Origin of the sequence: Arthrobacter sp. 8AJ (assembly GCF_902506025.1) — a bacterium.
Taxonomy (GTDB): domain Bacteria; phylum Actinomycetota; class Actinomycetes; order Actinomycetales; family Micrococcaceae; genus Arthrobacter.
This window is the reverse complement of the sequence record NZ_LR733289.1, coordinates 3,392,584-3,411,869: the sequence shown is the minus strand read 5'-3', so window position 1 is coordinate 3,411,869 and position 19,286 is coordinate 3,392,584. Positions and strand designations below refer to the sequence as shown.

Annotated in this window: 20 protein-coding genes and 1 tRNA gene; 14 read left to right on the top strand and 7 right to left on the bottom strand. The window is 66.5% G+C overall.

The window, feature by feature from the left end:
• Positions 1-267 precede the first annotated feature (267 nt).
• The 3 genes from BACI349Y_RS15760 (at position 268) to BACI349Y_RS15750 (ending at position 1,588) form a co-directional block, all read left to right on the top strand.
• Positions 268-483 carry a hypothetical protein gene (locus BACI349Y_RS15760; RefSeq protein WP_159632921.1) on the top strand — a complete coding sequence of 72 codons (216 nt, stop codon included), beginning with the start codon at positions 268-270 and terminating at the stop codon, positions 481-483.
• Positions 484-660: 177 nt separating this feature from the next.
• The gene (locus BACI349Y_RS15755) at positions 661-1,152 is read left to right on the top strand and encodes an HAD domain-containing protein (protein ID WP_159632920.1); all 492 of its coding nucleotides are present in this window, start codon (positions 661-663) and stop codon (positions 1,150-1,152) included.
• A 4-nt stretch (positions 1,153-1,156) separates the two neighbouring features.
• The gene (locus tag BACI349Y_RS15750) at positions 1,157-1,588 is read left to right on the top strand and encodes a hypothetical protein (RefSeq protein WP_236560859.1); all 432 of its coding nucleotides are present in this window, start codon (positions 1,157-1,159) and stop codon (positions 1,586-1,588) included.
• Positions 1,589-1,691: 103 nt separating this feature from the next.
• Here BACI349Y_RS15750 and BACI349Y_RS15745 read toward each other — a convergent pair.
• The 4 genes from BACI349Y_RS15745 to tmk form a co-directional block, all read right to left on the bottom strand.
• Positions 1,692-1,764, bottom strand: a tRNA-Thr gene (locus tag BACI349Y_RS15745).
• 105 nt (positions 1,765-1,869) lie between these two features.
• On the bottom strand, positions 1,870-3,438 hold the full coding sequence (locus BACI349Y_RS15740) for an alpha/beta hydrolase (RefSeq protein WP_159632919.1): 1,569 nt from the start codon (positions 3,436-3,438) through the stop codon (positions 1,870-1,872).
• The gene (locus BACI349Y_RS15735; protein ID WP_159632918.1) at positions 3,435-4,598 is read right to left on the bottom strand and encodes a DNA polymerase III subunit delta'; all 1,164 of its coding nucleotides are present in this window, start codon (positions 4,596-4,598) and stop codon (positions 3,435-3,437) included. Before BACI349Y_RS15735 ends, BACI349Y_RS15740 begins: the two co-directional genes overlap by 4 nt.
• On the bottom strand, positions 4,595-5,320 hold the full coding sequence (gene tmk, locus BACI349Y_RS15730) for a dTMP kinase (protein ID WP_159632917.1): 726 nt from the start codon (positions 5,318-5,320) through the stop codon (positions 4,595-4,597). Before tmk ends, BACI349Y_RS15735 begins: the two co-directional genes overlap by 4 nt.
• Before the next feature lie 133 nt (positions 5,321-5,453).
• Between tmk and BACI349Y_RS15725 the strand changes: the two genes are divergently transcribed.
• Positions 5,454-6,644, top strand: a complete 1,191-nt coding sequence (locus BACI349Y_RS15725) for a trans-sulfuration enzyme family protein (RefSeq protein ID WP_159632916.1) — start codon at positions 5,454-5,456, stop codon at positions 6,642-6,644.
• A gap of 9 nt (positions 6,645-6,653) precedes the next feature.
• On the top strand, positions 6,654-7,007 hold the full coding sequence (locus tag BACI349Y_RS15720) for a DUF2516 family protein (protein WP_159632915.1): 354 nt from the start codon (positions 6,654-6,656) through the stop codon (positions 7,005-7,007).
• 16 nt (positions 7,008-7,023) lie between these two features.
• On the opposite strand, the gene BACI349Y_RS15715 is transcribed toward BACI349Y_RS15720, so the two are convergent.
• Positions 7,024-7,848 carry a class I SAM-dependent methyltransferase gene (locus BACI349Y_RS15715; protein WP_236560857.1) on the bottom strand — a complete coding sequence of 275 codons (825 nt, stop codon included), beginning with the start codon at positions 7,846-7,848 and terminating at the stop codon, positions 7,024-7,026.
• A 136-nt stretch (positions 7,849-7,984) separates the two neighbouring features.
• On the opposite strand from BACI349Y_RS15715, the gene BACI349Y_RS15710 reads away from it, so the two are divergent.
• Positions 7,985-8,731 carry a phosphoglyceromutase gene (locus tag BACI349Y_RS15710; protein WP_159632913.1) on the top strand — a complete coding sequence of 249 codons (747 nt, stop codon included), beginning with the start codon at positions 7,985-7,987 and terminating at the stop codon, positions 8,729-8,731.
• Between the two features lie 145 nt (positions 8,732-8,876).
• On the opposite strand, the gene phoU is transcribed toward BACI349Y_RS15710, so the two are convergent.
• A complete protein-coding gene (gene phoU, locus BACI349Y_RS15705) occupies positions 8,877-9,539 on the bottom strand; it encodes a phosphate signaling complex protein PhoU (RefSeq protein WP_159632912.1) in 663 nt (220 codons plus the stop codon).
• Positions 9,540-9,745: 206 nt separating this feature from the next.
• Between phoU and BACI349Y_RS15700 the strand changes: the two genes are divergently transcribed.
• Both BACI349Y_RS15700 and BACI349Y_RS15695 read left to right on the top strand, forming a co-directional pair.
• Complete coding sequence (locus tag BACI349Y_RS15700; RefSeq protein WP_159635771.1) at positions 9,746-11,005, top strand: sensor histidine kinase; 1,260 nt, start codon at positions 9,746-9,748, stop codon at positions 11,003-11,005.
• Complete coding sequence (locus BACI349Y_RS15695) at positions 11,002-11,682, top strand: response regulator transcription factor (RefSeq protein ID WP_142119926.1); 681 nt, start codon at positions 11,002-11,004, stop codon at positions 11,680-11,682. Before BACI349Y_RS15700 ends, BACI349Y_RS15695 begins: the two co-directional genes overlap by 4 nt.
• A gap of 80 nt (positions 11,683-11,762) precedes the next feature.
• Here BACI349Y_RS15695 and BACI349Y_RS15690 read toward each other — a convergent pair whose 3' ends face one another.
• Positions 11,763-12,350 (bottom strand): hypothetical protein, encoded by a 588-nt coding sequence (locus BACI349Y_RS15690; RefSeq protein WP_159635768.1) that lies wholly within the window; start codon positions 12,348-12,350, stop codon positions 11,763-11,765.
• Positions 12,351-12,621: 271 nt separating this feature from the next.
• On the opposite strand from BACI349Y_RS15690, the gene BACI349Y_RS15685 reads away from it, so the two are divergent.
• From BACI349Y_RS15685 to glgX, 6 genes are all read left to right on the top strand, one after another.
• Complete coding sequence (locus BACI349Y_RS15685; protein ID WP_011690592.1) at positions 12,622-13,104, top strand: CarD family transcriptional regulator; 483 nt, start codon at positions 12,622-12,624, stop codon at positions 13,102-13,104.
• Between the two features lie 109 nt (positions 13,105-13,213).
• Complete coding sequence (gene ispD, locus BACI349Y_RS15680; protein ID WP_159632911.1) at positions 13,214-13,996, top strand: 2-C-methyl-D-erythritol 4-phosphate cytidylyltransferase; 783 nt, start codon at positions 13,214-13,216, stop codon at positions 13,994-13,996.
• Complete coding sequence (ispF, locus tag BACI349Y_RS15675; RefSeq protein WP_159632910.1) at positions 13,993-14,499, top strand: 2-C-methyl-D-erythritol 2,4-cyclodiphosphate synthase; 507 nt, start codon at positions 13,993-13,995, stop codon at positions 14,497-14,499. Before ispD ends, ispF begins: the two co-directional genes overlap by 4 nt.
• A gap of 31 nt (positions 14,500-14,530) precedes the next feature.
• Entirely contained in the window at positions 14,531-15,997 is a 1,467-nt protein-coding gene (gene cysS / locus BACI349Y_RS15670) for a cysteine--tRNA ligase (RefSeq protein ID WP_159632909.1), read from the top strand.
• Positions 15,998-16,076: 79 nt separating this feature from the next.
• Positions 16,077-17,066, top strand: a complete 990-nt coding sequence (gene rlmB, locus BACI349Y_RS15665) for a 23S rRNA (guanosine(2251)-2'-O)-methyltransferase RlmB (protein ID WP_159632908.1) — start codon at positions 16,077-16,079, stop codon at positions 17,064-17,066.
• Positions 17,067-17,155: 89 nt separating this feature from the next.
• Entirely contained in the window at positions 17,156-19,255 is a 2,100-nt protein-coding gene (gene glgX, locus BACI349Y_RS15660; protein ID WP_159632907.1) for a glycogen debranching protein GlgX, read from the top strand.
• The last annotated feature ends 31 nt before the right edge of the window (positions 19,256-19,286 follow it).

Below are 19,286 nucleotides of genomic sequence, written 5' to 3'. Positions count from 1 at the left end.
GCCTGCGGGAAATGCAGCGTCGAAGGCAGCAGCGCGCGCAACAGCAGCCTGGAAGCGGGGGGTCATACCGGGAGGATACCTTGGCTGCCTTGCCGTTTCCTGAACCTTGGCCGGCGCCGGGGCGGCGGCCGTCATAAAGCGCCCGCCGCAGGGACTTTGGTCCCTGTGCCCTCCGCGCGGGCCGGCGTTTACTTGTGGTTTGGGGTGGGCACACCAGCCCGCTTCAGAGTCAGTTCTGTCACCTGAGCACGGAGGCTACATCCAGCAATGAACCTCAAAGACCGGTGGGGCCGCCTTGACCCGGCAACCCAGAAGTGGCTGATCGACAACCCGGGATGCCAGATACTGCCACGAACAATCACGGCGGTGATCTCCAAAGAGAGCGGGGAGAGCCTTCCCACGGGACAGCACGGCGAGGCGGCCGTTTCCCGCGAGGACCAGGACTTCATCCGATCGAAGCTGAACGATTTTCCAAAGGCCTGAGGCCCCGCCCGAGCACGGCCTGGCCCGCGGAAATTTGGCGCGCCCGCAGGTAGTAGACTCAGCGCAACATTGGCACTTGGGGGAGTGGGACATGACAGCAGCAACCTCACCGGTGGCGGCCGGTTTCACCAGCCCGGTGCTCCGCCGGGCAGCCCGCGGTGCCGTCACCTTCCCGTCGTGCATCAAACCGTGAAGCCCATCATCCTGCTCGACATCGATGGCGTCCTGAATCCCGCCGTGCGCCCGGGCGGCGGGAGTGACGGGCCGCTGCTTCGGCTCTCCAACGAGAAGCGCGCCCTGGTCCGGCGCCTGGCCCGCAGCGGACGCATCGCGTGGGCGTCCACCTGGCCGGCGGACACGGTAGCCGGGCTGGAAGCCCAGCTGGAGCTCGACGTCGAACCGCTACGGGTCACCATGGTGTTCCGGCAGTCCGACGCGGGCGTGCCGACGCCAAAACTGACATCGGTTGCCCGGTGGCTGTCCAGGATGGACGCCGGCGACAACGCTGACTGGGACTCAGTCGTATGGATCGATGACGTCCTTGGCCCGGACGCCAGGGAATGGGCCAGCGGTCACGGCCAGCCGGTGCACCTCGAACAGCCTGATCCTGACCGCGGCCTGGCGGAAGTCCACGTGGCACGGATCGAGGCCTTCATCGCCGGCAGGTGACGAGTTGGTTGCCAAGGACAACAGCCCGTTGGGGACGGGTTCGGACACCACGCGGCGGTGGGCCGGAACCACTGCCTGGATCCTGCTCGTCTTCAGCGCGCTGGTCCTGGTCGGCTACGGGATTGCTCGTGCCGGTTGGTTTCTCTGGCTGCCCACGCCGGCTGAAATGGAGCAGTCGTGGACCGGCAACCTGTTTGTCTACGCCGGGTGTGCCGTGTCCGTTGCAGCTTCCATATGGTCACATGCCCGGGGCAACCCGGTGTGGGTGACCGTCTGTGTCGGGCTGCCAGGCGTCCTCGTGGGCTGGGCGGCGCTGGTGGACCCCTACAGCCTGCTGCGTCACCTGGCCGCCGTCGTCGCATTTCCCCTGGCCCTCAGCGCGGTGGCCGAGGTCATCTGGGCCCGCGGCTACCGGCAGCGGGGGCTGGGCCGGTAACGGAGGCCATTTCCCGGGCGTGCGGTAGAAGCCGGAAAAGCCGGTTAACCAGCGAAAAACCCCGGAAACCCCTAAAAGAAGGGGCTGTCCGGGGTTTATCCCGAGCTTCCTATCAGAATCGAACTGATGACCTTTTCATTACGAGTGAAACGCTCTACCGACTGAGCTAAGGAAGCACCGCACGAAATCCCCGGCGGAACCGGACGCTTCATGCAAGAGTCAACTGTAATAGAGTCCCCGCGCCCCGGTCAAAATGGGGTGGGCCCGGGCTGCCGGGGCGGTCAGCAGACAGTGTTGTCGGCCGGAACCTTTCCACTCACCAGGTATTTGTCCACGGAGTCCTCGAGGCAGCTGTTGGCCCGGCCGTACGCGGTGTGCCCCTCGCCTTTCCAGGTCAGCAGCGCTGCGTTCCCCAGCTGCTTGCGCAGTGATGCAGCCCAGTCGACGGGGGTTGCGGGATCGCCGGTGGTGCCGATGACAACGATGGGGGAGTCCCCGCTGTATTCCACCGGCGCCGGTGTGCGGACGTTCTTGTACGGCCAGTCCGCGCAGGTGGTCCCGCCGTAGGCAAAGAAGTAGCCAAGGGTGGGGGAGTCCTGTTCCAGCCGCTTCTCTTCGGCCCGCATGCCCGCGGCGTCCGAAACCATGGGGTAGTCAAGGCAGTTGATGGCGTTGAACGCGAAGGTCGAATTGGAGGTGTACGAACCGTCGGACGCGCGGTCGGCTCCGAGGTCGGCGAGCCGGAGCATGAGGCTCACATCTCCGGACATGGCGGCCTCAAGTGCCTGGGTGAGGGCGGGCCAGCTTTGGTCGTTGTAGAGCGGGGTGATCAGGCCGCTGACAAACGTGGTTGCGTTGACCAGCCGGCCGTCCTTGGCGGTGCGGGGCGTCTCCCGGATGGAGTTGATCAGGTCACGGATCTGCTGCACGCCGGAGTCGGCGTCGCCGCTGAGCGGGCACTTGCCCTGTTTCTGGCAGCTGGCCACGTAGGTGTGGAGCGCTTTTTCGAAGGCCCGGGCCTGGCCGCTGGTCAGCTCTTCATTGGTGATGGAGGGGTCCAGGGCGCCATCAAGGACCATGCGGCCCACGTTGTCCGGGAACAGCGAGGCGTAGGTGGACCCAAGGAACGTGCCGTAGGAGTATCCGAGGTAGTTCAGCTTGGTGTCGTTCACCACGGCCCGGAGCACGTCCAGGTCCCTGGCGGCGCTGACGGTGTCGATGTGGGCCAGGACCGGGCCGGTTTGGGCCGCGCACTGGCCGGCGATGGCCTTGTTGTCCGCCAGCGCCTCCTGCAGCCCGGCATCGGTGTCGAGGGCGTAGATCTTGGCCCGGGATGCGTCACGTTCCGCGTCCGTCATGCAGGCAACGGGGGCGGAGCGCTTGACGCCCCGCGGATCGAAACCTACAAGGTCATAAGCGTTGCGGACAGCAGCTGAAAAATGGGTTCCGGCGGCATCCTTGACGAAGTCATAGCCGGAGGCACCCGGGCCGCCGGGGTTGACCAGGAGGCTGCCCGTCTTCTTGCCCGTGCTCGGCGCCCGCAGCGCAGCAAGCTGGATGGTGTCGCCGCCCGGATTGGCGTAGTCCATGGGGACAGTCACTTTGGCGCACTGGAACTCCCCCTCGCAGGGCTGCCACACCACTTCCTGCGAGTAGAACTTTTCCAGCCCGGCAGGAGCGGACGCAACGATCGAAGGATCGGCTTTGGCGGTGGCCGTCTCCGGCGGGTTCTTGCCGCCGCCGTTGAGGAGGCTGCACGAGGCCAGGACCATGGCCAGGACCAAGGCACCCGCGGCGCGGACGGCGACCGTCAGGGACCTGTGGCGTGCGGGCAGGGGGCGGGCAGTCATCGGGTCTCCTTGGAGGGCTGGATCAGGCTGGCCGCCATGGACTCGATGGTCAGCAGCGGGGCAACATTGGTGGTGGTGATGCGGTCACGGGCTTTGTTGATGGCGTCCATCCGGGCCAGCGTGGATTCCGGAGTGCTGCGGGAGGCGAACTCCTCCAGCTCACTCCTCAACTCAACGTTGACCAGTTCCACGGCGTTCCCCAGCTGGATGACCAGTACATCCCGGTAGAACGACAGCAAATCGGTGAGCGTCCGGTCCAGAGAGTCCGTGATGGATCGCTTGGCGCGGCGTTTCTGGTCGTCTTCGAGCTGTTTCAGCTGGCTGCGCATGGCCGGGGGCAGGGTTCCGGATTCCGGCGCCCCCAAAGTGGCAAGGAGGGCGGCTTTCTCCGCGGCGTCCCGCTCCTCGTTGGAGCTGTTAGCCTCTGCGGTGGCGATTTTGACCAGCTTGTCCGCCATCATGACGGCGGCCGTTACGCCCCGCAGTCCCAGCGGAAAACGGACCGTCTCCAGGCGCCGTTCCCTTGCCGCTGGATCCCTGGCCAGCCGGCGGGCAATGCCCACATGGCTCTGCGCTGTGCGGGCTGCCTGTTCCGCCAGGGCGGGTTCCACGCCGTCGCGCCTGACCAGCAGTGCGGCGACATCCGAGGCCGGCGGCAACCTCAAGGCAACGCTGCGGCAGCGCGAGCGGATAGTGACCAGGACGTCTGCAGGCGATGGCGCACACAGCATCCACACGGTGCGCGGCGTAGGTTCCTCGATGGCCTTGAGCAGCACGTTGGTGGTCCGCTCCGCCATGCGGTCAGCGTCCTCCACCACGATGATCCGCCAGCGCCCCGACGACGGCCGGTTCCCCGCCGTCGCTACGAGTTCGCGGGCCTCGTCAATGGTTATGGTGACCTTTTCCGTGCGAACGAACGTCACGTCAGAATGGGTTTCGCCCAGAATCGTGTGGCACGCCTGGCATTGTCCGCAGCCGCGCAGGCCCACGTCCTCCTGGTCGCAGTTCAACGCCGCGGCGAACGCCTTGGCCGCATTGGAGCGGCCGGACCCCGGCGGCCCGGTAAAAAGCCACGCATGCGTCAGGCCTTCACCGCTGGCAGCCTGGCGCAGTTGTTCGACGACGGCGGGCTGGCCCTGCAGGTCATCCCAGACGGTCACGAGCCACCGCCGTCGCTCGTGGCACCCGGGACGGCCGGCTGCGGAACAGCATCCTGCACGGCTGCATCCTGCACTGCTGCGAAGGGAGCATCAAGCAGGGTGTCGACCTTCGCGAGGATCCGTGCGGCCAGGTCATCGACCGGCCAATGGGCCGGCAGGACCAAATATGAGGCGGGGCGGCGCGCCGCGAGCTCAAGGAAGGCGTCACGGATGCGGGTGTGGAACTCGTCAGCTTCGGATTCCAGGCGGTCCTCGGCTGCCTGGCCCGCGGTCCTGCGGGTACGCCCCAGTTGCGGGTCAACGTCCAGGAGGACAGTCAGGTGCGGCTGGAGACCCGCCGTGGCCCACTCATTGAGGGAACGCACAGCGTCCTGGCCCAGGTCGCGGCCGGCCCCCTGGTAAGCCACGGAAGAGTCGATGTACCGGTCAGTCAGCACAATCTCGCCACGGCCAAGTGCGGGGCGGATGACCTGGGCGGCGTGGGAAGCGCGGGAAGCCGCAAAGATCAGGGCCTCCGTGTGGGCGTCGATCTCGCCGTTGCCGTGGTCCAGGACCAGGGAGCGAAGTTTTTCGCCGACGGGAGTGCCGCCGGGTTCACGGGTCCGCAGCACCGTGTAGCCGCGGGATTCCAGCGCCGCAGCAAGCCGGGCCGCCTGGGTGGACTTGCCGGCACCATCGCCACCTTCGAATGCGATGAATACGCCGGCCCTCTGTTTGTTCACTTCTCAAGCCTACCGAGGCGCGGCGACATTCCGGGCCTCCGAATATCCCCTGTGCAGGACGGGTGGATGGACCGGCGTCCACAAAGCGACATTGCTTTTCCGCCCGATTGGGCCGAACAGTACGCTTTTGACCATGAGTCTTTCCGAGCACCAGGCCGCGTCCCTTTCACCCGAGACGGTGGTGGTGGCAGCGGGACGTCCGCCACGGGAAAGGGACCAGCCTGTCAATCCTCCCATCACCCTTTCCTCCACCTACTTCGGGACCGGCCCGCTCGGGGACGGGGACCGGGGCTACGGCCGCTACTCCAACCCCACCTGGGACCCCTTTGAGGAAGCGCTTGGCCAGCTTGAGGGGGCCGCGCTTCCGGGCCTGCTCTACGCATCGGGCCTGGCGGCGGTCAGCTCGGCACTGTCCCTGATTCCCGCCGGCGGCGTGCTGGTCATGCCCAACCACAGCTACTCCGGCTCGCTGGTCATGGCCACGGAACTCGCGCAGAAAGGCTTCATCGAACTGCGGACCGTGGACATTGCCGATACCGATGCGGTCAAGGACGCCCTCGCTTCAAAAGGCCCGGAGGGGAACGCCGCCGCAATGTTGTGGCTGGAGAGCCCCACCAACCCCATGCTGGGCATCGCTGACATGACCGACGTCGCGGAGGCCGCGCATGAGGCCGGCGCAATCGTCGTCACGGACAACACGTTCTCCACGCCCCTGGTCCAGCAGCCCCTGCTGCTGGGATCCGACGTCGTCCTGCATTCGGTGACGAAGTACCTGGCCGGGCACTCCGACGTCGTCCTCGGTGCGCTGGTCACCTCCGACCCGGAAATCCGCTCCGCACTGCTGCACCACCGCATCATCCACGGCGCCATCGCCGGGCCGTTTGAGGCGTGGCTGGCCCTGCGCGGGCTGCGGACCCTCGCGCTGCGCGTGGAGCGGTCCCAGGAATCGGCCATGATCCTGGCGGAACGCCTTGCCGCGCACCCCGCCATTGAGTCCACTCGGTTCCCGGGCCTCGATACCGATCCGGGCCATGCCCGCGCCAAAGCGCAGATGAAGGGATTCGGTTCCATCATCTGCGTGCAGGTGGCGCCCGCAGCAGGGCTCAGCGGTGCCGACGCTGCGGACAAGCTGGTGGAGGCACTGGATCTTTGGCTCCCCGCCACGTCCCTGGGCGGTGTCGAGTCCCTCATCGAACGCCGGCGCCGCCACACAGCCGAACCCGCCAGCGTCCCCGAGAACCTGGTGCGGCTGAGCGTCGGGGTGGAGAGTGTCGAAGACCTTTGGGCTGACCTGAAGCAGGCGCTGGACACGCTGGACGGCTAGGCTGGGCTTGTGGACGGTCGAATAATAATCAGTTACATAGAGCAGGCAGTGTTCTTCATCCTCGGCCTGGTGGCCCTGGGGCTTGAGCTCTGGGCGTTCGTGGACTGTGCCCGGCACCGGCCCAACGCCTTCGAAGCCACCGGCAAGCGGACCAAGACGTTCTGGCTCGCCCTTACCGGCGGGTCGGCCCTGATTGGCGTCATTTCGCTGTTCGGCGCCGGCGGAGGCCTCTTCAGCACCCTTGGCCTGTTCGGACTGGCCGCGGTTGTCGCAGCCTCCGTCTACCTGGCCGATGTCCGTCCCGCCGTGAAGGACGCAGGCCGCGGCGGCAGCCGCAACATGGGCCCTTACGGTCCCTGGTGATCCGCCCCGGCAGGGCCTAAACCTGGGGGGCCACTGCCTCCCAGTCCACCGTCAGCTCCCCAAGGCGCCACCGGGCGGGGCCGTCCTGGACCGGCCACCCGGCCGCGCGCAGGCTGCGGCACATGCCAACCCAGCGCTGCCTGTTGCCGAATGAGGCCAGGGGTGCGCTCTCAAGCCATGCCCGGTCCATCGCCTGCATGAAGGCATGAACCGGTTCTCCAGGGATGTTCCGGTGGATGAGGGCCTTGGGAAGCCGTTCGGCCACTTCCGATGGCAGCTCGAAGCTGCCGAAACGGACCGACATACTCAGGGACAGCGGCCGGTCCCGGTCCAGCGCCACCCAGGTGACGCGCCGTCCGATTTCGTCGCAGGTGCCGTCCACGAACAAACCGCCGGGGGACAGCCGGTCCTGCACCAGCCGCCAGATACCCTGTACGTCGGCTTCCTCATATTGCCTCAGGACATTGAACGCACGGACCAGGACGGGGCGCCCGGGAACGGGCAGTTCAAAGCCACCCACCTGGAAGGTCAGTCCGGGACGCTGCAGCGGAAGGGCCGCCCGCACGCGCGCGGGGTCAATCTCAATCCCGCAGACCCGCACGTCCGGCCGGATGGCGGCGAGCCTTTCATAAAGTTCGACGGCGGTGGCCGGCGTCGCGCCATAGCCCAGGTCAACCACCAGGGGGTCCGCCGCGGACCGGAGCCGCCAGGCCTGCGGTCCCGTCAGCCAGCGGTCCACCCGGCGCATCCTGTTGGGGTTGGTGGTGCCGCGGGTCACGTTGCCAACCGGCCGGCCCTGCCTGGCGGGGGACGTCCTCCCGGAAAGTTGCGGGGCGTTCACCCGTTCAGCCTTTTGAACCACTGCCCAACCCTATCCCTTGCCTCCGGGCCGGTGTCCTGCGGGTACCCCCGGGGCTTCCGGCAGGAGCCATGTAACGCTGGGCGGGCGGCAACACTGCTCGGCTAGGATGAAAATCATGACTTACAAGCTGATTCTGCTGCGCCACGGCCACAGCGAATGGAACGCCAAGAACCTGTTCACCGGCTGGGTGGACGTTGACCTGAACGACCAGGGCCGCGCGGAAGCAGCGCGTGGCGGCGAGCTGCTGGTGGAAAACAATATCCTCCCGGATGTGCTCTACACGTCCCTGCTGAAGCGGGCCATCAATACCGCAAACATTGCCCTGGACAAGGCCGACCGCGGCTGGATTCCGGTCAAGCGCGACTGGCGCCTGAACGAACGCCACTACGGTGCGCTGCAGGGCAAGGACAAGGCCCAGACCCTGGCCGAATACGGTGAAGAGCAGTTCATGGAGTGGCGCCGTTCCTACGACACCCCGCCGCCGCCCCTGGACGACAACAGCGAATTCAGCCAGGCCCACGACCCCCGCTACGCGGACCTGGGCGACGCCCTTCCGCGCACCGAGTGCCTGAAGGACGTCCTGGTGCGGCTCCTGCCCTACTGGGAATCGGACATCAAGGAAGACCTCAAGGCCGGCAAGACCGTCCTGGTCACCGCGCACGGCAACTCGCTCCGCGCGCTGGTCAAGCACCTGGACGGCATCAGCGATGAGGCCATCGCCGGCCTGAACATCCCCACGGGCATCCCGCTGGTGTACGACCTCGACGAAAACTTCCAGCCGATCAAGCCTGGTGGCACCTACCTCGATCCCGAGGCCGCCGAGCAGGCCATCCTGGCAGTCGCCAACCAGGGCAAGAAATAAGACTTCGCGGTTCTTCGCCGGGTGCTCGGTCGTTCCTCCCTTAGACGCACTCCGGCCGAAGAACGCGCTGCGTCAAAAGTGAAACGACGACGGCGGGCTGGTCACCTCAGGTGACCAGCCCGCCGTCGTACTCCGCGGTTTTTGTTCAGCTGTGTTCGGTGGCGTTCGGCTGCCACGCGCCGGTCACCAGGTAGGTCACCTTCTGCGCGACGGAAACACCGTGGTCTGCGAAGCGCTCGAAGTAGCGGCTGGCGAGGGCAACATCCACCGTGGTGGCGGGGGACTCGGACCACTCGGGGGCAGCGATGGCCTTGAAGACGCTCAAGTGCAGATCGTTGATGGCCGTGTTCGCCTTGAGGATGTCCCGGGCCACCTCGAGGTCGCGGCTTTCCAGCAGGACCGTCAGCTTGTCGGCGATCTCCTGGTCCAGTTCGGCCATCCGGTTGAAGGTCTCCGTCATGGATGCCGGAATCACAGTGGAGGGGTACCGGAGGCGGGCCAGCTGTGCGATATGGCGCGCCAGGTCACCCATCCGCTCCAGGGATGCGCTCATCCGGAGGGAACCTACGATCATGCGCAGGTCGCTGGCGACAGGACCCTGCAGCGCCAGGATGTCGATGGCCCGCTCATCGAGGCTGTTCTGCAGGAAGTCAATGCGCGCATCCGCAGCGATGACGTCCTGGGCGAGGTCCACGTCCGCCACCTGGAATGAGGTGGTGGCCTTGTCCATCGCTTCGCTGACCAGCCGGGAGATCTCCACCAGCTGGTCACCAACCTGGGTGAGTTCTTCCTGAAAAACCTTACGCACTTAGGGCGTCCTTTCCTTGGAACTCCCGCCGGCCGCTCCAGGGCAGCAGGAATCGTGTCGCCGTTGGGCGCTCTGACCTCTAACTTTGTCATCGCCCGGTAAACGATTATGCCCACACAGGTGAACGTTAGTTGAACCGTTCGCTGTAAGTGCCTTGAGTCGGCTGGAGCCGCCGGGCAAGAGCATAAAGTGGAGCTGTGGATCCTATGCTCATTGGTCTGGTCGCCGGCCTTATCGGCCTGGCGCTTGGCACGTTCGGCGTGCTTGCCTACCGGGTCAGCGAGAAGCAGCGCGAACTGCTGGACGTCGATGCCGAAGAGATTGCCCTGCCGGCGGGAGCCGCGGAGGTGCTCGCCGTCGTCGGACGGGCCTTCGTGGTGCTGGACGACGTCGACGGCGTGGTCCGCGCCAGCCCCGCGGCCTACGCGTACGGCCTGGTCCGCGGGCACACCGTCGTGCACAAGGAACTCCTGGACATGACCGCGGGGGTCCGGCGGGACGGCGTCATCCTGGAAAAACAGCTCGAGCTTCCGCGCGGACCGCTGGGACAAGGCACCATCATCGTCCAGGTCCGGGCCGCCATGCTGGGTGAGGAATACATCCTCCTCCTGGCCGATGACCGGACCGAGATCACCCGGACAGAAGAGATCCGCAACGACTTCGTGGCCAACGTGTCGCACGAACTGAAGACCCCGGTGGGTGCCATCTCCCTGCTGGCGGAGGCCCTGGAGTCCTCCGCCGACGACGAAGAAGCTGTGCGCCGCTTCGCCAAGCGCATGCACAAGGAATCCGCACGACTGGCCGCCCTGGTCCAGGACATCATTGAACTTTCCCGCCTGCAGGGCGCCAGCGTGACGCAGCAGGGCGGCCCCGTGGACATCAACGCCGTCATCGCCGAAGCCGTGGACCGGTCCCAGCTGCCCGCCGAAAGCAAGAACATCAGCATCGTGGTGGGCGGCCGCACCGAAGGCAAGGTGTTCGGGGACCAGGACCTCCTGGTCACCGCACTGCGGAACCTCATCGACAATGCCATTCGCTACTCGCCCCCGAACACCCGCGTTGGCATCGGCGTCCGGTCCAGGGACGGCCTGGTCTCCATTTCCGTGACCGACCAGGGGGACGGGCTCTCGCCGGAGGACCAGGAACGCGTCTTCGAGCGCTTCTACCGGGTGGATGCCGCCCGCTCCCGCCAGACGGGCGGCACGGGCCTTGGCCTGAGCATCGTCAAGCACGTGGCATCGAACCATGGCGGCGAGGTGACGCTGTGGTCCCAGCCCGGGCAGGGATCCACCTTCACCCTCCGGCTGCCCGAGATGGAAGGGCAGGACGGCGACGCCGGGCTGTCCGTTTCCGCCGCAACGGCACCTGCACCGGCTCCGGGGCAGGCGCACGGGGCGCCCGAACAGGCCACTCTGACCCAAGTACCCCGCGCCGCCGGCGCAACAGAACGAGGAGCTAGCGCTTGAGCAGGATTTTGATTGTTGAGGACGAGGAGTCGTTCAGCGATCCCTTGTCCTATTTGCTGGGCAAAGAAGGGTTCGAGGTTGAGGTGGTGGACAACGGGCTGGACGCCATTACCGAATTCGACCGCAACGGCGCCGACCTGGTGCTGCTGGACCTGCAGCTCCCCGGGCTTTCCGGCACGGAGGTGTGCCGCCAGCTCCGGCAGCGCTCCAGCGTCCCCGTGATCATGCTGACCGCCAAGGACTCGGAAATCGACAAAGTGGTGGGCCTGGAACTCGGCGCCGACGACTACGTCACCAAGCCCTACTCATCCCGTGAACTGGTGGCCCGCGTCCGGGCTGTCCTGCGGCGCCAGGGAGAACCTGAGGAACTGATCTCCGCCACGGTCCAGGCCGGGCCCGTCCGCATGGACATTGAACGACACGTGGTGAGCGTGGACGGCGAGCAGGTCCTCCTTCCCCTGAAGGAGTTCGAGCTTCTGGAGATGCTCCTGCGCAACTCGGGCCGGGTGCTCACGCGCGGGCAGCTGATCGACCGTGTGTGGGGCTCGGACTACGTTGGCGACACCAAGACCCTGGACGTCCATGTGAAGCGCCTCCGCGGCAAGATCGAGCCGGACCCCTCGGCCCCCCGTTACCTGGTGACTGTCCGCGGCCTCGGCTACAAGTTCGAGCCGTAAGGCAGCATCGCCAAATACCGCAAAAAGGGAGGAGCCGCATGGCTCCTCCCTTTTGGTGTCCGCTGCTTGCAGCGCCCGCTTTAGCGGGTGGTGGCGGTTGCCGTTGCCGTGGCGCCGGAGGTTGCGCCGGCGGAGGACGTTGCGCCCGCACCTGCGGAAGAAGAGGACGACGGCGTGGGCGTCGCCGAGGGGCTCGGGGTGGGGACGTAGTCCTTGTACTCCTGCAGGGTGGCGTCCAGGACGGGAACCTTGACCGTGCTGCTGACGTTGGTGCCGTTCTCGCTGATCTTGACGTCCACCAGGGAGCCCGGCTTGCCGCCGGTGGTGCTCAGGATGGCCGCGTCGGTCTTCTCGGTCAGCATGGTGGAGGAGTTGGCCTTCACCGAGACCTCGGTCTGTGAGCCCTTCGCACCGTTGACGGTCAGCTTCACGTCCTTGGAGGAGGAGTTGTAGACGGCACCGATCAGGCGGCCGGGCTCGTTCTCGCCGGTGGAGACGATGAGGATGTTCCGCAGCTGCAGCGGACCGAGGTCTGCGCGGATGCCGTCCGAGGCAGAGTACTGATGGCTGGTCTGCTGGGGCGTGATGTAACCGCAGCCCGCGGTCAGCAGGCTGGCGCCAAGGGCAGCAGCCGTCAGTGCCAGTTTGCCGCGCTGGGCCCGGTTCATCGCAGTGGAACGCACGTCACGTACTCCTCGAGAAATTTGAAGTCTTTTTCAGCCATAGCCTATCGGCAAAGAGGGGCAAACGAGGATTCGGCGGTGTCACATCCCCCGTGGGAGCGCTCACCTGATGCACTAATCAGCGCATCCGTCAAGGGGGTGGAGGGGGTTGATTGGGCCGTTTTCCCGCGTATTTTCGCGGTTGGGAGCCCTTTCTCCGGCCGGTCATATGCCTGAATCGTGATAAACTGGTCTGCGGGAAAGGGGAAATGTCCACATGGTATTTGAGGTCGGCGAGACAGTAGTTTACCCTCACCACGGTGCTGCGAAGATTGAAGAAATCAAGATGCGCACCATCAAGGGCGAAGAGAAGATGTATCTCAAGCTCAAGGTGGCTCAGGGTGATCTGACCATTGAAGTTCCAGCAGAGAACGTTGACCTTGTTGGGGTCCGGGACGTAGTGGGCAAGGAAGGCCTGGAGCACGTGTTCGATGTGCTCCGCGCCGAGTTCACCGAGGAGCCCACCAACTGGTCACGCAGGTACAAGGCAAATCTGGAGAAGCTTGCTTCCGGTGACGTCATCAAGGTGGCAGAGGTTGTTCGCGACCTGTGGCGCCGGGATCACGACCGGGGCCTTTCCGCAGGCGAGAAGCGAATGCTGGCCAAGGCCCGCCAGATTCTGATTTCAGAACTGGCGCTGGCTGAAAAGACCGACGAGGAGAAGGCTGCAAGCGTTCTCGACGAGGTCCTGGCTTCCTAAGAATTTAGCCCCGGCTGCACGCAAGTGCCGCCGGGGCTTCTTTTTTTGGGCCCACCGCGGCGGTGCCTAAATCGCCCATCGGAAGTGGCGGCGTCGTAGGCTAGTCCGCATGAGTGAATCACCCACGCGCCTGGTCACAGCGGTCATCGTGGTTGCCGCAGGTTCCGGGCAGCGCCTCGGCTACGGCATGCCCAAGGCAGCCGTTCCGCTGGGCGGAGAACCAATCCTGATGCATGCCCTGCGCGGCATTGTCGCGTCCGGTGTGGCCACCCAGGTGTGCGTCGCGCTGCCCGCCGGCGACCAGGACCTGCGCCGGCTGTGCGACGACTTCCGGGAGGAACTTGCCGACGGTGGCCCCCTCCTGACTGTTGTCGACGGCGGATCCACCAGGGCCGGGTCCGTGCGCGCCGGGATTGCCGCACTCATGGAGGGCATCGAGGCCGTCCTGGTCCATGATGCCGCACGGGCCCTCACCCCCGAATCCGTCTTCCACCGCGTCAGCGACTCCCTCGTTGCCGGCGCCGCCGCGGTCATTCCCGTGCTCCCGGTGGTGGACACGGTCAAAACCGTGGCGGCCACGGCCGGCGATGACACGGCGCTTGCCCCCGAGGTCGTCACGGGGACCGCCCGGCGCGAGGAACTGCGGGCAGTGCAGACTCCGCAGGGCTTCACGATCGGCACCCTGCTGAAGGCGCACGAGGCGGCGCAGGGCCTGGACGGCCAGCAGGCCGCAGCGGTCACCGATGACGCGATGCTCGTGGAGATGCTGGGTACCCCGGTCCATGCAGTCCGCGGGTCCACACAATCCCTGAAGATCACCACCCCCCTGGACCTCATCTTCGCCGAAGGGCTCCTTGAGGGTCCGCTTGGTGCCCGCTGGGTGGAAGGATGAGCCCGGACGTGGTCCTTCCGCGCACGGGCGTGGGAATCGATGTCCATGCGTACGCCCCGGAGGATTCCCCCCGTCCGCTGTGGCTCGGCGGCCTCCTCTGGCCCGGCGAACGCGGCCTCGCCGGACACTCCGACGGCGACGCCGTGGCCCATGCCGCCGCTGACGCCTTGTTTTCGGCCGCCGGCATCGGCGACCTCGGCACCCACTTCGGTACGGACCGTCCGGAATTCGCCGGAGCGTCCGGTGCCACCCTCCTCGCCGAGGCCGCACGGATCGTCAGGGCGGCCGGGTTCGAGATCGGCAACGTGGCCGTGCAGTTCGTGGCCAACCGGCCCAAGTTCGGGCCCCGCCGGGAAGAGTCGCAAAAGGTCCTGAGCGAGGCGGCAGGCGCCCACGTCGGCGTCACCGCAACCACCAGTGACGGCCTGGGATTCACCGGGCGCGGGGAGGGCATCTCCGCCGTAGCCACCGCCCTGGTGTATCCGCAGCCCCTACGCCCGTGAGGTGGCCGGGCCTATCAGTTAGTCTGGAGCGGTGACCCTGCGCTTCTATGACACTGCCTCCGCCGAAGTCCGGAACTTCGTCCCCCTCGTCGAGGGCAAGGTCAGCCTCTACTACTGCGGAGCCACGGTCCAGGGGATGCCGCACGTCGGCCACATCCGCTCAGCCATCGCGTTCGACCAGCTCACCCGCTGGCTGCAGTACCGGGGCCTGCGCGTCACGGTTGTCCGCAACGTGACGGACATTGACGACAAGATCCTGGCCAAGTCCGAGGCCTCCTTCGCCCCCGGTTTCAGCCCGGAACCCGGAGAAGTAGCCGGCGAAGAATGGTGGGCCCTGGCGTATCGCTACGAGCAGGAGTTCCTGAAGGCCTACGACACCCTCGGTGTTTCGCGCCCCACCTACGAACCCAGGGCCACCGGCCACATTCCGGAGATGCACGCCCTGATCCAGCAGCTGATCGACCGCGGCCACGCCTACCCGGCCCTGGATGACTCGGGCGACGTGTACTTCGACGTCCGCTCCTGGAACAAGTACGGCGCGTTGACCCGGCAGAACATCGACGACATGCAGGCAGCGCCCGACGCCGATCCCCGAGGCAAGAAGGACCCCCGCGACTTTGCGCTGTGGAAGGGTTCCAAAGAAGGAGAGCCGGCCACCGCCAGCTGGTCCTCGCCCTGGGGTAACGGACGGCCCGGCTGGCACCTTGAGTGCTCCGCCATGGTCACCAAGTACCTCGGCACCGCCTTCGACATCCATGGCGGCGGACTGGACCTGCGGTTCCCGCACCACGAAAACGAGATGGCGCAGTCGCAGGCGGCCGGACACCCGTTCGCCAACTTCTGGATGCACAACGGCATGGTGACCTACCAGGGCGAAAAGATGTCCAAGTCCATTGGCAACACCATCAGCCCGGCGGAAATGCTGGAACTCGCCCCGCCCCGCGTGGTCCGCTACTACCTGGGGCAGGCGCACTACCGGTCCATCCTGGACTACCGCCCGACGTCCCTGCAGGAGGCCGCCGCCGCCGTCGAACGCATTGACGGATTCCTGGCCAAGGCTGCGGCGCGCTTCGACGGCGACACGGGCCTCGCGGACGGCCCCCACGGTTCATCGTCCGCAGCCGTGGATGCCTTCTGCGAAGCAATGGACGACGACCTCAACGTCCCGCGCGCCCTGGCCGCCCTGCACGAAACCGTCAGGGCGGGCAACACAGCCCTCGCCGAGGGTGACGACGACGCCGCCCGGAACGCGATGCACGCCGTCATCCTCATGACCGGGGTCCTGGGCCTGAACGCCGTGGCAGGCTCCGCGGCGGTGAGCACGCGTGAAGCCGAGGCGCTGGGCGTTCTGGTGGAGGCGCAGCTGTCCGCCCGGGCGGCTGCCCGCGCCGACAAGGACTGGGCAAGGTCCGATGCCATCCGGGACACCCTCAACCAAGCCGGGGTCGTCGTGGAGGACGGCCCGGACGGCGCCACCTGGAGCCTCAAGCGGGACTGAACAGGCCGCTGCCCCCGATTTTTTTCGGGTCAGTAGACTGGTATGCAGATTCAGTCAGCACAATCAAGGGTGGAACATCATGGCCAACAATGGTCGCCGATCGGTTAAAGCGAAGAAGGGCCCAACCGTCGGAACCGGTGGCCATGGCCGCAAGGCCCTCGAGGGCAAGGGCCCCACGCCCAAAGCCGAGGACCGCGTGTACCACAAGGCGCACAAGGCACGGCAGCTTTCCGAGCGGTCCGCTGCGAAGCGCGGGACCGGTGCCCGCAGCGCCGGCGCCGCCAAGTCCGGCCCCAAGGGCCGTGCCACCGAGGAAGTAGTCACCGGGCGCAACTCCGTGGTCGAGGCGCTCCGCGCCGGCATCCCCGCGAAGGCCCTCCACGTTGCCATCCGCATCGAAATGGATGACCGGGTCAAGGAATCACTGAAGCTCGCCGCCGAACGCGGCATTCCGCTGCTGGAAACGGGCAAACCTGAACTGGACCGGATGACGGATGACGCCGTCCACCAGGGCCTGGTGCTGCAGATCCCGCCCTACGAGTACTTGGATGCCTACGAGCTGGCCGAGGAAACCGTGGACAAGTGGAAGAAGGGGCACATCGCCAACGCGCCGCTCTTCGTGGCCCTGGACGGCATCACCGACCCCCGGAACCTGGGTGCGATCATCCGCTCCGTCTCCGCCTTCAGCGGCCACGGCGTCATCGTGCCCGAGCGCCGTTCCGTGGGCGTTACCGCCTCGGCCTGGAAAACCAGCGCCGGCGCGGCCGTCCGCGTGCCCGTGGCCCGCGCCTCCAACCTGAACAACGCCCTCAAGCAGTTCAAGACCATGGGCATCTATGTCCTGGGGCTCGACGGCGACGGCGACGTTTCACTGCCCGATCTCACCCTTGCCACCGAACCGGTGTGCATCGTGGTGGGCTCGGAAGGGAAGGGCCTGAGCCGCCTGGTGCGGGAAAACTGCGACCAGATCGTCTCCATCCCCATCGATTCCGCCATGGAATCCCTGAACGCTTCGATGGCTGTGGGAATCTCGCTGTACGAGGTCTCCCGCCAGCGCGCGGCCGGATAGTTTCACCGGTCCGTAATCCGCGGGTGGGTTCCCGGCGCCACAGGCGCGTATGGGCAGGTCAAGTGCCGCTGACCGCTACTATTTAGGTGATGGTCATGCCGCTTTTCGACACCGCTTCCACCATGGACGCCTCCACGGCCGTTCCCCTCGGTGTCAGCGTCCCGCGCGCTGATTCCGGCGGTACCCGCCACCACGCCGGCGGACGCGCCAACGTTGCCTGCTTCGCCCCCGGCGTCGCCAGCCTGGACATCGCCTACTGCCCTCCCGGCGGCCAATGGCGGACCCAGACCCTGCCCAACGTCACCAAGGGGGTCCACCACGGCATCGTGGAGGACCTGCCCTACGGATCGCGCTACGGCTTCCGCCCGGCGTCGGACAGCCGGCCGTTGCCGCCGGAGCTTCCGGCAGGCAACGGCTCCGCCCGCCAGCCCCTATTGCTGGACCCATACGGCAGGGGAGTGGACCAGCAGGATGGCTTCCTTACCAGCGTCCGCACCGCCGTCGACTTCGACTGGGAAACAGACGAACGGCTGCGCCTGCCGTGGCGCAACACGATCGTCTATGAAGCGCATGTCCGCGGCCAGAGCATGCTCCATCCCGACGTACCGGAAGAGCTCAGGGGCACCTATGCCGGCCTGGCCCACCCCGCCGTCGTAGAGCACCTCACCGGCCTGGGCATCACCTCAGTCCAGCTCTTGCCCGTCCACTTCCACATCGATGAGCCACACCTGCAGGACCTGGGCCTCAGCAACTACTGGGGGTACAACACCGCCGCCTTCTTCGCCCCGCACCCCGGCTACGCCACCCGCGCAGCCCAGGAAGCGGGCCCGCAGGCGGTCCAGGACGAGTTCAAGGCCATGGTGAAGGCACTTCACGCCGCCGGGCTGGAAGTCATCCTCGATGTCGTGTACAACCACACGGCCGAGGGCACGGCGGACGGCCCTGTCCTGAGCTTCCGCGGCCTCGGCGAAGACACGTACTACCGGGTGGACGGCCACGGCAAGTACCTCGACACCACCGGCTGCGGCAACTCCCTCAACTTCGGGGACCAGCACGTGGTCCAGCTGGTGACCGACTCCCTCCGGTACTGGGTGGACGAGTTCCACATCGACGGTTTCCGGTTCGACCTGGCAGTCACGCTGTGCCGCAACGCCGCGAACGAGTTCGACCCCCATCACCCTTTCCTCACCGCCGTCGCCGCCGATCCCGTTCTGTCCGGGGTCAAGTTGATTGCCGAACCCTGGGACATTGGCTACGGAGGCTGGCAGACGGGCCGGTTCCCCCGGGGGTGGGTCGACTGGAACGACCACTTCCGCGACGCTGTCCGGACCTTCTGGCTGGCAGACCGCGCAGCCATCGACTCCGGCGGGCACGGCGGGACCATGGCGAAACTCGCCGACGCGCTGTCCGGCTCCGCAGGCCTCTTCCAGGCATCCGGCCGCTCGCGCCTGGCCTCGGTCAACTTCGTCACCGCCCATGACGGCTTCACCATGAACGATCTCGTGTCCTTCGACCGCAAGCACAACGAGGCCAACGGCGAAGAGAACAGGGACGGGCACGGAGACAACCGCAGCTACAACCACGGCGTGGAGGGCCCCACTGAGAACAGCGCCATCCTGGCACAGCGTGCGCAGTCGCGGCGTAACCTGATGGCCTCGCTGATGGTTTCGCTCGGAGTTCCCATGATTACTGCCGGGGACGAGCTGGCCAGGACCCAGCACGGGAACAACAACGCCTACTGCCAGGACAATGCCATCACGTGGCTGGACTGGACGCTGACACCGGAGGCGCACGAGATGTTGCGCAGCACCAAGCGGTACATCCGGTTGCGCAAGGAGTTCCTCGCCGCCCAGCCGCATGATTTCCCGGTCCGGGATGAACAGTCCTACCTGTACTGGTTCGACCAGCACGGCCAGCCCATGTCCAATGAGCGCTGGAACGATCCGCATCACCGCGTCCTGCAGCTCCTGCTCCGCGACGACGGCGGCGACCTTGCCGGGCTGGTGGTGGTCAATGGCAGCGCGCGGGACGTCCAGGTGACCCTGCCCGACGCCGGAAGGCCGGCTCCGAGCCTGTTCGAGCTCCGGCTGACCACCTCGCCCCGCCACAAGCAGCGGCAGGGCATCCAGGTGGCTGCAGGAGACATCGACCTGGCCGAGGCCAACTCCATCAGCATTTACCGCACGTAGCTACAGCACCACCAGACGCCAGTCCACCCCT

Excerpts from the sequence above, each read along its gene's own strand:
- BACI349Y_RS15760 (WP_159632921.1), top strand. The coding sequence starts at position 268 with ATGAACCTCAAAGACCGGTGGGGCCGCCTTGACCCGGCAACCCAGAAG.
- BACI349Y_RS15740 (WP_159632919.1), bottom strand. The coding sequence starts at position 3,438 with ATGACTGCCCGCCCCCTGCCCGCACGCCACAGGTCCCTGACGGTCGCC.
- BACI349Y_RS15725 (WP_159632916.1), top strand. The coding sequence starts at position 5,454 with ATGAGTCTTTCCGAGCACCAGGCCGCGTCCCTTTCACCCGAGACGGTG.
- BACI349Y_RS15710 (WP_159632913.1), top strand. The coding sequence starts at position 7,985 with ATGACTTACAAGCTGATTCTGCTGCGCCACGGCCACAGCGAATGGAAC.
- BACI349Y_RS15700 (WP_159635771.1), top strand. The coding sequence starts at position 9,746 with ATGCTCATTGGTCTGGTCGCCGGCCTTATCGGCCTGGCGCTTGGCACG.
- BACI349Y_RS15690 (WP_159635768.1), bottom strand. The coding sequence starts at position 12,350 with ATGAACCGGGCCCAGCGCGGCAAACTGGCACTGACGGCTGCTGCCCTT.
- BACI349Y_RS15685 (WP_011690592.1), top strand. The coding sequence starts at position 12,622 with ATGGTATTTGAGGTCGGCGAGACAGTAGTTTACCCTCACCACGGTGCT.
- ispD (WP_159632911.1), top strand. The coding sequence starts at position 13,214 with ATGAGTGAATCACCCACGCGCCTGGTCACAGCGGTCATCGTGGTTGCC.
- ispF (WP_159632910.1), top strand. The coding sequence starts at position 13,993 with ATGAGCCCGGACGTGGTCCTTCCGCGCACGGGCGTGGGAATCGATGTC.
- rlmB (WP_159632908.1), top strand. The coding sequence starts at position 16,077 with ATGGCCAACAATGGTCGCCGATCGGTTAAAGCGAAGAAGGGCCCAACC.
- glgX (WP_159632907.1), top strand. The coding sequence starts at position 17,156 with ATGGTCATGCCGCTTTTCGACACCGCTTCCACCATGGACGCCTCCACG.